Here is a 12,628-nt window from a genome sequence, read left to right as displayed (position 1 = left end):
GACATGAAAATGGCATATTTCGACAAACTCGCGGCGAATGAAGTCGAAGTTGCTGATTCGGCTGCTCCGGTTGCTATGACTGCTCTGGCTTCTCCAACTTCTCCAGCTCGCGCAGCAGCCAGTCCTTCTCGAAGTGTTCGCCGATGAACACGGCGACGTCATTCACTTTGCCCTGCGGCTCGATTCGCATGAAATCGGATTCCCTGTAAGCATATTGGAACAGGAACCGGCTCGGCGCATCCGTGAACGTCACGATGCCTTTCGCCCGGTAAATATTGTCCGGCAGGCGCTGCAGCAGCGCCTCGAACGCCTCGCTTCCGATCGGTCCCCGCCAATAATGGGTTATGACCATGACATGGTCATGCGAATGATGATGGTGGTGACCATGGTCATGCGTTTGCTGCTCCGCGCGTTCGTGTTCATGCGAGTCGGTCTCGCGGATAGTCCTCGGCGCCTTAGAGCTCATCGCCCGCTCCAGCCAGCTCCAATCATCGATTGCGCACCGGACGGTAGCCGTTGCAGGTACATGCGGGTTAACGTCGCCCAACAATTGCTGCGCCTCGACAAGCTGCTCAGGTTCGAGCTTGTCCGCCTTGTTGAGCAGCAGGACGGTCGCGCACCGAATTTGTTCCTGCATGAGCTTGAACGTGCGCCCTTTGCCGCTTCGCGAGCGCGCAAGCAGCTCCGGACCGTCTACGACGGTAATGACGGATCGCAGATCGATCGGCTTATAGAGCGCCGCTTCCGTTACGCCGTCCAGCGTCTCCATCGGATTCGCCGCCCCCGTCGATTCGATGAATAGGACATCAGGCTGATGCTCGTCAATGAGCATGCTGATCTCCATACCAAGATCGCCGCGGATCGAGCAGCAAATGCAGCCGCTCAGCATTTCGGCCATCGGCACTTCCTCTCCGAGCAGTTGCCCGTCGAGATTCGTGTCGCCGAGCTCGTTCATAATGACGGCCGGCTTCATGCCTTGCTCCTTGTAATAATCAAGCATTCTGGTAAGCAACGTTGTTTTGCCGCTGCCCAGAAACCCGGACAATAGATGTACGGGTATAAGTCGTTCATTCTGTTCCATATGTATATACTCCCGCTTCGTAATGAGCTATTTTAGCAAATCTCCATATCCATTATATCGTAATTATTACGTTTGTTCATCTTTTTGCGGACGAGAGATTGTATGTCCATACTTTTTTTTAGTCACCCAAACTTTTTGTTTGATTTCTAGAGGCGCCAGTAGTACCATAGGTTCGAAAGTACGTATGAAAGGCAGGAAACGAATGGAATCCATATCGCAGGAGCTATCTTTTCTAACGGAACTGGCACAAGGCATCGGCGCCCAATTCGGGGACAATTGCGAGGTCGTCGTGCATGATTGGTCGAAGCCGGTCGACAGCACGATCGTCGTCATCGAGAACGGGCATGTCACGAGCCGCAAGGTCGGCGATCCCGGCACGAATCTCGGGCTTGAGATTATGCGCGGCACGGCTGCCGGCGACAATCGACATAACTACGTCACGCAGACGAAGGACGGGCGGCTGCTTCGCTCCACCTCGATGTACATTAAGAATAATGCAGGAACAATCATCGGCGCTTTATGCATCAACTTCGATATCACCGATCTCATGGTCGCCGAGAAGACGCTGCAGTCACTGACTGCCAGCGGTCTTGCGCCCGTACGGGAATCGTTCGTCAGCAGCGTCGGCGATCTGCTCGATACGCTGATCCAGGAAACGCAAGAGGCGGTCGGAAGACCGGCGGCGCTTATGAGCAAGGAAGACAAGATCAGGTTCATCCATCTGTTGGACCAGAAAGGCGCTTTTCTCATCAAGAAGTCGGGCGAGAAAGTATGCGGCTACTTGGGCATATCCAAATACACGTTGTACAGCTACTTGGATGAATCCAAACAAAATGATCCTGAAGGAGAGCTGACGTAAATGAGCGATATGGAGGCGCAAGGCAGCATAATGGCGCTTAACGCCATCGACGAACTGGAGACGCCTTGCATCGTCATCGAGAACGGGAAGATAGATGCCAATATTGAAGCGATGGCGCAAGCTGCCGCCCGCTGCGGCGTGGCGCTGCGGCCTCACGCGAAGACGCATAAGCTGCCGGAGCTGGCGCTGCGACAGCTCGCCGCCGGGGCGACGGGCATTACCGTTGCCAAAGTATCCGAGGCCGAAGTGATGGCGGCCGGCGGTATGCGCGATATCTTCATCGCCTATTCGCTGGTCGGCGCGAAGAAGATTAATCGCGCCATACGGCTCAGCCTTGCAGGCGTGCGGCTAATCGTCGGCGTCGACAGCCTCGAAGGCGCGTCCCGCCTATCCGAAGCCGCGCTGGCGCAAAGCACGGTGCTCGAGGTTCGGCTGGAGATCGACACCGGCCTGCACCGCACCGGCGTAAGCGCGGACGCTGCGATCGCGCTGGCTAAACAAATCGCCGCGCTGGGCGGTATCCGCTTAAGCGGCATCTTCACGTATCGCGGCGCGATGCTTGCCGGCGCCTCGACGCTCGACCTGCAAGCGGCCGGACATGAGGAAGGCCGCCTCATGAGCGAAGCCGCTCGTCTGCTTCGCGATGCCGGCATCGCCATCGAGGACGTCAGCGTCGGCTCCACGCCGACGGCGATTTACGCCGCCGAGATCGAAGGCGTGACCGAGATTCGGCCGGGCACTTACATTTATCAAGACCGCATTCAAGCCGCCTTCGGCGTATGCTCGCTTGAGGCATGCGCCGCGACCGTGCTCGCTACGGTCGTCAGCCGTCCCGCCGACGATCTGGTCATCATCGACGGAGGCAGCAAAACGTTCGCGACCGACGTGCAGCCCGGCCATCCGCCGCTCTATCTCCAAGGCTTCGCCCATGTCGTCGGAGATCCGGAGGCCGTGCTTGCGCGCATGAACGAGGAGCACGGCATGATTTCCGTGCATCCAAGCAGCGCATACCGCGTCGGCGATCGGCTGCGGCTCGTTCCCAACCATATTTGCAGCACCGTTAATTTGCACAATGCCGTGTACATCGTCGATGAAGACGGTCGATCCCGCAGCGTTCCCGTTGCCGCTCGCGGCATGCTCGAATAAGGAACGAACGTAACTGGAGGCGATCCCCCTTATGCTGGACCTCGTATTAAAAAACGGAAAAATCGTCGACGGCAGCGGCAATCCTTGGTACCGCGGCGACGTCGGCGTGAAGAATGGGCTTATCGTCGCCGTAGGCAGCGTCGACCAAGAAGCGCAGAGCGTCATCGACGTATCGCGGCAAGTCGTCTCGCCGGGCTTTATTGACGGACATTGTCATTCCGATCTTATGATTCTCGATCATCCTCATAGCGAGATCAAGCTGCAGCAGGGCGTGACGACCGAGGTCGTCGGCAACTGCGGCCTCGCTCCGGCGCCGCTTGTGCGAGGCCGCACGGAGCAGCTTCAAGCGTACGTCCAGCCTGTCGTCGGCAGTACCGAATGGAAGTGGCCGTGGCAGACGGTGGGCGAATATATGGACTACGTCAGCCGCTCGCAACCGTCCGAGCATATCGCGACTTATGTGGCGCATGGCGCGCTGCGCATCGCGGTCATGGGGTTCGATAATCGCCCGGCAACGCAACGCGAGCTTGAGCAGATGAAGCGACTGCTCGAGGAGGGGTTGCGTTCCGGGGCAATCGGGCTGTCCATCGGTCTGCTCTACGCGCCGGGCAGCTACACCTCGCGCGAGGAGCTCGCAGAGCTATGCAGCGTCCTGCAGAAGTATAACGGCCTGCTGTCGACGCATATCCGCGGCGAAGGCAATAATCTGCTGCCGTCCGTCGCCGAAGTGATCTGGATTGCCGAGCGTTCCGGCGTATCGCTTCATATCAGCCACTTGAAGGCGGCAGGTCGCATCAATTGGGGCAAAGCGCTTGAAGCGCTTGAGCTGGTCGAAGCAGCCAGAGCGCGCGGCACGGATGTCACCGTCGATGTATATCCGTATGCCGCCGGCTCGACGACGCTCACGACGATACTCCCTCCATGGGTGCTGGAGGGCGGCATCGAGTCTGCGCTTGCAGCGTTCCGAGACCCTGGCCAGCGGGCACGAATTAAGGAGGAACTGAGCCATGAGCAAGATACATGGGACAACCTCGTCTGCTCTACAGGCTGGGACAGCGTCATCGTCTCCTCTGTACGGACTGCCGCGAACGCTGGGCTGGAAGGCAAGCCGATCTCCGAGATTGCCGAAGCGCGATGCATCCATGCCGTCGATTGCATGATGGATCTGCTGCTGGAGGAGAGCGGGCAAGTCGCCATTGTCTACTTCCATATGTCGGACGACGATGTGACGCAGGTCATCGGCTACGAGAAGTCGCTCATCGCCTCCGACAGTCTCTATTGCCAGACGGGCAAGCCGCATCCGCGCACGTATGGCACGTTTCCGAGAGTATTCGCGAGGTATGTTCGCGAGAAGCGCGTCTTGTCGCTGGAGCAGGCCGTTCGCAAGCTAACGTCATTCCCCGTGCAGCGATTCAAGCTTGGCAAGCGCGGGCTCATCGTACCCGGTTATGCCGCCGACTTAACCGTATTCGATCCCGACGCGATCCAGGATACGGCTACGTTCGGCGATCCGCGCCAATATCCGACCGGCATCTCCCACGTTATCGTTGCCGGAGAACTTACGCTTGCGAACGGCAAGCATACGCATAAGCGCGAAGGGCAGCTTATTCGCGCCCAGCACTGCTGCACGCATTAACATCCCACCCCAAAAGGAGCTGTGTCCTGCATGTCCATCATCGATCAGAAGCTTTCCGAGCTCGGCATAACGCTGCCAGAAACGACGGCACCCAAGTTCTCTTATATTCCGGTCAACCGAACCGGCAATCTGATCTACACGTCCGGTTTCGACTGCCGCATGAACGGCATCCTCATGTATGAGGGCAAGGTCGGCTCCGATCTGACGATCGAGCAAGGCCAAGAAGCGGCTCGTCAAGTCGTTATCAACCTGCTCGCAGCTATGAAGGCTTACCTTGGCGATCTCGACCGCGTCGTCAAGATCGTGAAGATTCTCGGCTTCGTCAACAGCGCCCCGAGCTTCGGCGACCAGCCGTACGTCATGAACGGCGCTTCCGATCTGCTCATCCAAGTGTTCGGCGAGAACGGACGGCACGCCCGCTCCGCTATCGGGACGAGCGACCTTCCGTTCCATACGCCGGTCGAGATCGAGCTTATCGCAGAGATTCGCGATTAATCTTGAACAGGGCAAAACCCCCAGTCGCCTGGGGGTTTTTATTATCATCCATTAATTAGCGGATACGCATTTATACTGATTAGCAAGCAAGCATTGGTTTACTAAAACAGGCAAGCACGGGATATGATGACAAGCAGAATGAAAAGTACAAGTATAATTCCTATGCTCGAGAATGCGCCGCCGACTCCAGTTCCGCAAGGTCCAGTTCCAACACCTGCAACAGGGTAAGATGGTGCACAGTGGTGTCCGACGTTGGCACCTGCTACTCCATAGCTCATTTGTTCATCTCCTTTTTCTTAAGGTACAGTATCCTATGTATAAACGCACAAACGGTATAGGCGATTGCAGAAATTGTGCGTTTGCTCATTTTTAATTGGAGCCCACACCCTTTGTCATACTCATCCGCAAGCGCAGCGTCAACTCGTATTCCCGCCCGAGTTGTTCTTCATGCCCTTCGCGTAAATCCAGCACAGCAAGAGAAGCGGCAGAACCACGCAGAACGTCTGATCGAACCAAGGCCAATAATTCTCGATGATATCGTAATAGCTGGTCGTGCTGGGCGTAACGACAACGGAGCAGACGAGTACCAGCATCCCAAGCGGAATCGTGAGCATATCGCTCTCCTTCAGTCGCATCAACACCGCAATCCCCTGGACTAAAGCGTAAAAATAAAGCAATGTTTTAAAATAGACCGTAATAATCCAAATAAAAGCCAGTATGGCCTCCATCCGCTCCAAAAAATTGCCTATGTTGATTTTTTGAGCCAGCACGTACGTGGGATAATATTTTGTCTCCATCAGATTTGTCCCAAGCACAAGCACGCATAAAAAAACGGTTATGAATAAAACGGCACCGCCAATCGCAAAGCCTGTTAGAATCGGTTTCATCTTGTTTCCGCCGGCAACGCGAGGAATAATCATTAAGAGGACGATCATCTCATTGAAGCCGACCGCATAGGCATGCGACATTCCCTCGAACGCCGGCATGAAGCCTTTAGCCATGATCGGCTTCAGATTGGACATTTCAATTTGAGGAAGCAGGAGAACGATCAAGAAGGCAAATAGCAGCATGAATATGGGAAAAAGCAGCTCCCCCATGCGCGCAAACGCTTCCACGCCATAGCGGTAAGCGATAATGACGACCGTCATAAATACGATGATGATGGCGTTGACCGGCGTTTCCGGCATCATCTGCGTCGTTAGAAATTGGCTCATTTCGCTAGTCAGCGTAATATGGCAGAAAAAAAAGTAAAAGAGAAACAGCAGGCTGACCAGACTGCCGATCCATTTGCCCATCGCCTGCTGCGCGCCAAATATAAGCCCCTTGCCCTGCAGTTTATTGGCGATCGCGCCATAAAGCACCGCCGTCGCCAGCCCCGGCACAAAACTAAGCAGCATCGATATCCACGCATCCTGCTTGGCAAAGTTTGCCGTAAGGGTCGGGATGACGAGGATGGAGTCACCAATGGTGCCCAATACGATCAATATCGTGAATTGCCGAATAGTAATTTTCCCGTTTTCGTATTTTCTCACGGCGCTCCCCTTCCTCATCCTTAGGCCAGCAACTTACTTCAACGGTCCATATATGATCTTAATAATCATGAACGGATTCGGCAGGTTCACTTCCATGACCAGCGCTCCGTACAAGGCAGTCGCGATAACCAACAGTACGGAAAACACGATAAGCTCCCGCGTCCTCTTGTTCTGAATCAGCTTCGGCAATTCCAAAAAAGCCGCGGCTGCCGCGAGCGCGATGACACCAATTAACGAAGACATTCGTGATCCCTCCAATAGGTATTGCAGTTGCAGTTATTGCATCGTCGTATTGCCGGTCGTTCCCGTTTTGCGGATAAAAGCTTCAAAATGGTAACTAACCTTTAGTTCCGGAAACCCTTCGTCGCTCCAATTCTCCTTCACGCGTTCCCAGTATTGCGGGTAACCCTGACCGAGCTTGTTTCCGAATCCGAATACATCGGACTTCAGCGATTTTGCTTTTTTTACGGATGCCTCCGCATGTCCCTTCATCACTTTCACGATTTCACCCTGCAATCTTTCTAGTACAGCCGGATCCCTTAAATCTACATCTTTGCACATCCGGTCTACGACGTTCGCTTCCGTTCTGATCGAAACATTCGCTTCGGGCTTGCCGTCCACGATCTTCATCTCAATTTTTGATCTAGAAGAAATAATCTCGATTCCGATATAGGTTCGTTCCCCGCATGGCAGCTCGAGCGATGTACTATCCAGCTTATCGGTGATGTCAGAATAGCCTTTGCTCTCCTCCTCATTCAGCCATCCGATCAATTTATCTTTTTTGAACACGGCAATGCCCGTATAACGGTACCGGCTGGAAGGCTGGTAGGTCTCTATATTTTCCTTGTGCTGCGCCTTCTTCTGGCTGCCCAGTAAATGAATACCCGTTATCGCAAGCTCGTTTCCTTCCGACGAAAGCATGTCTAACATATCGTCCACGTTAACGGAAACCGTTGGCGCCCATGATTTTTCAGACGTTTTGAGCGAATGAAGCATATTTTGCGTCGGCAGCCGCTCGAGCGGCGTAAACAGCTTTAATACGTCTTCCGCCTTCATCCCCTTGGCAATAACGAGATTAAAGTCCATTCTCATTTCATTGTCGCGCAGCGTATTGTCCATGAATTCGCTTATTCCCCGCCTGGCCAGCTTTTCTCCGATCACGTACATTTGCAAGTGGCCTAAGTAGACTTTACGCGGTGCTTCCGCAGTGACCGAGCGAGCAGCTTCAAAGGCCGTTTTGCCTCGACCCTGGTATAAGGTGGTGGGAGGGCGTTGCCCGCTCCGGTTCAAAGTCGAAATTTCGCTTGGATTGACGACCTGAAACGATACGACGTACTCCCCGTCCTCCCAATCCATGCCTACGCCCAGCACGATCATCAGCTCATTCAGCTCGCGCCTGCTCCAGCAGCCGGACAGTAACAGCATACAGACAAGAATTAGCACTGCTTTTCCAAAGAGTTTGCGTTTCATCCTCCTGTATGCCTCCTCAGCTTCGCTTCCTAATCCTTGTCCTGTTGCTTGGCTGCGCTGTGCTCGGCCGATTGAAGCTGAACCACCGCGGCAAACGTAGGATAGAGTCCCGATTATCAGATCCTACGAATGGACCGAAAGGCGCCATAAACGGTTCGCCGAAGGATCGCAATGCACACAAATGCAGAAGCAGGACAAACAATCCCATGATGATGCCGAAGAGACCGAAGCTTGCCGCCATCCCCATAAGGAGAAAACGCAATATCCGAATCGGAATCGACATACTGTAGGCCGGCAGCGTGAACGTCGAAATGGCCGTAACCGAAACGACGATAACCATCGCAGCCGAGACGATTCCGGCTTCAACCGCCGCTTGGCCGATAACGAGCGTGCCAACGACCGAAACGGCTTGGCCGATTGCCCGGGGCATTCGAAGCCCGGCCTCCCGCAATATTTCAAAGGTGATCTCCATGAGCAACGCTTCGACAAATGCCGGAAAAGGAACTCCTTCCCGCTGAGCCGAGAGGCTAATGAGCAGGGAGGTAGGCAGCATATCGCGATGAAACGTCGTTATGGCGATATACATGGAAGGAAGAAGCAACGAAATAAATACGCTGATGAAACGCAGCATACGCAGCAGGCTGGCGTAAATCCAGCGTTGGTAATAATCCTCGGTCGATTGAAAAAAAGCGACCAGCTGGGATGGGACGACAAGCACATTCGGCGTCCCGTCTACCATGATCGCGACTTTCCCTTCCAGTAATTGCCCCGCCACGCTATCCGGCAGCTCCGTATTATAGATCGTCGGGAATAACGAGAATCTCTCATCCTCGATGAGCTCCTCGATATAGCCCCCGTCGAGCACTCCGTCTATGTCGATGGCTCGCAATCGATTCCTGACCTCGTCAACGACCGACGGCTTGGCAATTCCGTTCAAATACATCAGCGTAACGTCCGTCTTCGTCACCCGCCCGACCGAGATCGTCTCCAACCACAGCCTCGGATCTTTGATCTTCCTGCGTACAAGCGACGTGTTGATGCGCAGCGTTTCGGTAAAGCTTTCGCGCGGCCCCCTTACGGAGGTCTGGTTCGTCGACTCGGTAACCTCGCGCCCCTTCCATTGCCGAATGTCGGCGCGATACGCCTCGCAGCTGCCTTGAAGAAGTATAATGGCCTCTCCCGAGAGCATATTGCGATAAAGGCTTGCCATATCCGGGACCGTATGGATGGAACCTATGCCGTGAAGCAGCTCCTCGGCGAGAACCGTCTTGTTGACGGCGTCGCCGTCCTGTTCGCCATTGCCTTGCAATGAATATTTCAAGACGTCGAATATATAGCTGTTAACGATAGCCGAGTCGGACAAGCCGTCTATGTAGATCACCGCGGCCGCGACCAGCTCGCTTCTCTCGAAACGAATTTCCCGTATGACCAGATCGTCGCTTTTGCCAAGCTCCAGCCATATGCGTTCGAGATTGACTTTGACATCCGGTTCGATCGGCACGCCCGTATGCTCGTGCGGCGGCAGATTTTCGACGGATTCGCGGTAGGATTCCTTCGTTCGATTGATCTGTTTCTTTGGATGAATAGGCCGCTTCGGCATAGGCTTTCGACTCCGATTTTCATGATCTCTACCCATTATGACCATTGCGGCTTAGGGATAAACGGCGACGGGAGTTCCCAGCAAAGTGCGATGCGAATAAACCAAAGTGTATAAAGAGCTATAATCGAAACAAATTCGTATGGAATACGTCTGTTAAAAAAGGAAAAGTTCAAAAGCGGGGTTATCGAACCTAACAGCCATTGAAAGGAATGGAGAAATGAGAAAAACGATATTCGTCCTATCTCTAGCAACGGCAATCATTGCAGCATTTATAATGGGTTATCTAGCAAACATAAAAACAGATGGTGACTATCTAGAACAAAATGAAATGGTGTCAACGAAGAAGCAATTAATTAGCCCACACGAAGGCGTTAATACGAATATGGAAACGGATCTAGAGAAGGAGGAGGATAAAACGAACGAGGAGACGAACGAGAAGATAATATGGTATGAAAAAGTATTGGGTCTTCTAACGAATGGAGAAAAATTAGATTACGAAGAAATAACGTCCGATAATGACGAAATCGTTGTTTATTTGAAAAATACGCCATCCGATTATTATGAACGTGAAGAGTTGTTGATCAAATTGGGCGTTGAATTCGCAGGATACGACTCCGTTTCATTCTGGTATGATGAGGAACAAGCAGAATTATATGTTGATGGAAAACTGGATAAAAATGAAGATCCACTATTGCCCCCTTACACTGGAGTGTTCGGAGAAATAGCTAGAGATGCAGATGATCGTTTGCATTTGCTTCTTCACGGCTCAACCGGAGGACCTCTGGACCTGAATTTCGGGAAATACAATACGTCAAACTAAAAAGCGGCTTCCCTACACTGCGAGATACTAACCGCTTAGTCGTAGGGAAGCACACAATGAGTAGATACCATACGAGGTCTTCATGTTCGGTCAGATTAGACCTTTGCGGTGAATAATCGTTAGAAGCCGGTAGAAATCCTCCGAGCTCTCTTCAGGCTCATAAAGAAGGCCAGCGCCTACTGCGGCTTCCACCGCCGCTTGCGCATATGCCGGTATGTTCATTCTTTGTTTGTTCTCCAGATACTCCACACGCTGCGCTAAATGTTGGACGGTCGTCTTAATGCTCTCCAGCAGCGCCTTCTCTTCCTTCGTCATCGTCTCTCCCCCTATGGTCGTTTGTGCCAGCTTGGCGGTTACCCGCTGCTTGAATTGCAACCAGCCTGTCCACCTTCCTTTGTCGTACATGAGCCGCGGACATATTTTACCGGACCAGTCATAATGTCTGCGAAGCCGTTCAATGCCCCAGCCTCTTTCAGTTAAAAGCCTGGCCACGAGTTCGGTTGCTTGGTCCAATGTCCGCTCGTAGTTGCCGCTCTCGCATATTTCGATAGAGATCGATGTCCGATTGCCGCTGATCATCGGAACACTGCCGTCGCCTGCATGCCAACTATTTTCCCAAATAGGAATGCATTCGATCGCTTGATGCTCATCTACTACAATATGATAGGAAGCTGTTCGATTGTTAGTTGGATTGGCAAGCCAATCCCGTTCATTCCTTGCTGTGCTCGATGGGTTGCCCGTGTTATGCACCGTAATCGTCGTCGGTTGCAGCATCGGATGTGCGGGACGGCGATTGCAAGGCGTGCCGAGCGGGATGTGATCTATGATGTAGTTAACCGCTCCCATTCTTCGTCTCTCCCTTATCGCTCAGTTGCGCTAGAAACTGCTTCAGCTTGCCTGGCAACGGTACGCCGATCGTACCGAGATTTTCGATGACGGAGAGACCCTCCCTGCCAGCGTAGAAGTAGACCGCCGCTGTGCGGAAGATTGGGACTCCGGGCTGCACCCAGTCGTCCATCAGCGCTGCAAGACCGATCACGAACAGCACCGTAATCTTGCGCACTCCGCCCCAGAACATCGCTTCGCTGTCGATGAGCTTCGTCTTAATCGCCCCTAGCACGCCCGTCACATAGTCGACCAACATGAGCAAAAGCAGCACCTGCAGCGCCTTATCCCACCCGCCGAGCCAACCCGACACGATAACCCCCGCCCCAGCGATTGTGCTGCTGAGGGCGGTTTCTTTGCCGCCTGTTCCGATAGCTGCAATCAATACTGTAGACACCGCTTCTTTTATATGATTCATTCGCCTGTCTCCCTCCTAAAAGAAAAGCCCCGCCGAAGCGGAGCGTTTATAATACGCTGATGGTTGCAACGGTTTGTCTTCAAAACGTCAGCGATTTCGTGAATGCAAATTGGGCGCCGACAACGCCAGTACCTCCGTTAAGAATATTTTGACCGTTCATTTATACGCCACTTTTCTCGCGGAATGCAAGCGCCATGTTTTCTACAATAAAGTCGAGTTCTACGAAAGCTCCCGACTCTACGTTAACGCTAAACAACCGCTTAACCGTAGTGCCGGCTAATTGGTTGCTTACAATTGTACCTGCGTATTTTAGCGCCTCCCCCTCCGTATCCAATTATAGATGATGCGTGCACCATTTTCGTCTAAACTTATTAGCCATACATAATCCATACGTAAGACCCGTTATGTTTGCGAAAGCGCCACCGCTATTTGCCTTTTGTACTGTTCGAGTTACCCATGCAGTGCCATTCCATGTCCTGACTTCGGATATTTTGCTCAACCACGCCGATCCGTTCCAAACTTTAATGTTACCGTAGTTAATGTTGAATGTGTTATACACCGCCAAGGGCTGATCCTGCTATAAGGCTAGATAAACTGATAGCTGGATATTGGTTTTGACTACTTACTGTAGCTACGGTAGCAGAATTCCTAAAGTTGTGAAGCAACTGCCAGGTATCTGTTCCCGG

At 53.1% G+C, this 12,628-nt stretch carries 12 protein-coding genes; 5 read left to right on the top strand and 7 right to left on the bottom strand.

Annotated elements, in window-relative coordinates:
• Window positions 1-73: 73 nt before the first annotated feature.
• Window positions 74-1,081, bottom strand: coding sequence for a CobW family GTP-binding protein (locus tag J2T14_RS28120; RefSeq protein ID WP_307476331.1), 1,008 nt, complete (start codon window positions 1,079-1,081; stop codon window positions 74-76).
• 202 nt (window positions 1,082-1,283) lie between these two features.
• On the opposite strand from J2T14_RS28120, the gene J2T14_RS28115 reads away from it, so the two are divergent.
• The 4 genes from J2T14_RS28115 to J2T14_RS28100 are packed head-to-tail and all read left to right on the top strand — an operon-like array spanning window position 1,284 to window position 5,217.
• Entirely contained in the window at window positions 1,284-1,940 is a 657-nt protein-coding gene (locus J2T14_RS28115) for a helix-turn-helix transcriptional regulator (protein WP_307207531.1), read from the top strand.
• Window positions 1,941-3,086 carry an alanine racemase gene (locus J2T14_RS28110; RefSeq protein WP_307476329.1) on the top strand — a complete coding sequence of 382 codons (1,146 nt, stop codon included), beginning with the start codon at window positions 1,941-1,943 and terminating at the stop codon, window positions 3,084-3,086.
• Between the two features lie 31 nt (window positions 3,087-3,117).
• Entirely contained in the window at window positions 3,118-4,722 is a 1,605-nt protein-coding gene (locus tag J2T14_RS28105; protein WP_307476327.1) for an N-acyl-D-amino-acid deacylase family protein, read from the top strand.
• Between the two features lie 30 nt (window positions 4,723-4,752).
• On the top strand, window positions 4,753-5,217 hold the full coding sequence (locus J2T14_RS28100) for a RidA family protein (protein WP_307476325.1): 465 nt from the start codon (window positions 4,753-4,755) through the stop codon (window positions 5,215-5,217).
• 416 nt (window positions 5,218-5,633) lie between these two features.
• Here J2T14_RS28100 and J2T14_RS28095 read toward each other — a convergent pair whose 3' ends face one another.
• The 4 genes from J2T14_RS28095 to J2T14_RS28080 are packed head-to-tail and all read right to left on the bottom strand — an operon-like array spanning window position 5,634 to window position 9,819.
• Window positions 5,634-6,749: a GerAB/ArcD/ProY family transporter gene (locus tag J2T14_RS28095; RefSeq protein ID WP_307476323.1), complete on the bottom strand. Its 1,116-nt coding sequence runs from the start codon at window positions 6,747-6,749 to the stop codon at window positions 5,634-5,636.
• A gap of 33 nt (window positions 6,750-6,782) precedes the next feature.
• Window positions 6,783-6,992: a hypothetical protein gene (locus J2T14_RS28090; RefSeq protein ID WP_307476321.1), complete on the bottom strand. Its 210-nt coding sequence runs from the start codon at window positions 6,990-6,992 to the stop codon at window positions 6,783-6,785.
• Window positions 6,993-7,025: 33 nt separating this feature from the next.
• Window positions 7,026-8,219 (bottom strand): Ger(x)C family spore germination protein, encoded by a 1,194-nt coding sequence (locus tag J2T14_RS28085; protein WP_307476319.1) that lies wholly within the window; start codon window positions 8,217-8,219, stop codon window positions 7,026-7,028.
• Between the two features lie 16 nt (window positions 8,220-8,235).
• On the bottom strand, window positions 8,236-9,819 hold the full coding sequence (locus J2T14_RS28080) for a spore germination protein (RefSeq protein ID WP_307476317.1): 1,584 nt from the start codon (window positions 9,817-9,819) through the stop codon (window positions 8,236-8,238).
• Window positions 9,820-10,036: 217 nt separating this feature from the next.
• On the opposite strand from J2T14_RS28080, the gene J2T14_RS28075 reads away from it, so the two are divergent.
• On the top strand, window positions 10,037-10,639 hold the full coding sequence (locus J2T14_RS28075; protein ID WP_307476315.1) for a hypothetical protein: 603 nt from the start codon (window positions 10,037-10,039) through the stop codon (window positions 10,637-10,639).
• Window positions 10,640-10,729: 90 nt separating this feature from the next.
• On the opposite strand, the gene J2T14_RS28070 is transcribed toward J2T14_RS28075, so the two are convergent.
• Window positions 10,730-11,485, bottom strand: coding sequence for a peptidoglycan recognition protein family protein (locus J2T14_RS28070; RefSeq protein WP_307476313.1), 756 nt, complete (start codon window positions 11,483-11,485; stop codon window positions 10,730-10,732).
• Window positions 11,472-11,942, bottom strand: coding sequence for a phage holin family protein (locus J2T14_RS28065; protein ID WP_307476311.1), 471 nt, complete (start codon window positions 11,940-11,942; stop codon window positions 11,472-11,474). The genes J2T14_RS28070 and J2T14_RS28065 overlap by 14 nt, the downstream gene beginning before the upstream one ends.
• Window positions 11,943-12,628 lie beyond the last annotated feature (686 nt).

The sequence above is a fragment of the Paenibacillus harenae genome, from assembly GCF_030812415.1.
Lineage (GTDB): Bacteria > Bacillota > Bacilli > Paenibacillales > Paenibacillaceae > Pristimantibacillus > Pristimantibacillus harenae_A.
Note: the sequence above shows the minus strand (reverse complement) of the source record. Positions and strands in the feature narration are given on the sequence as shown.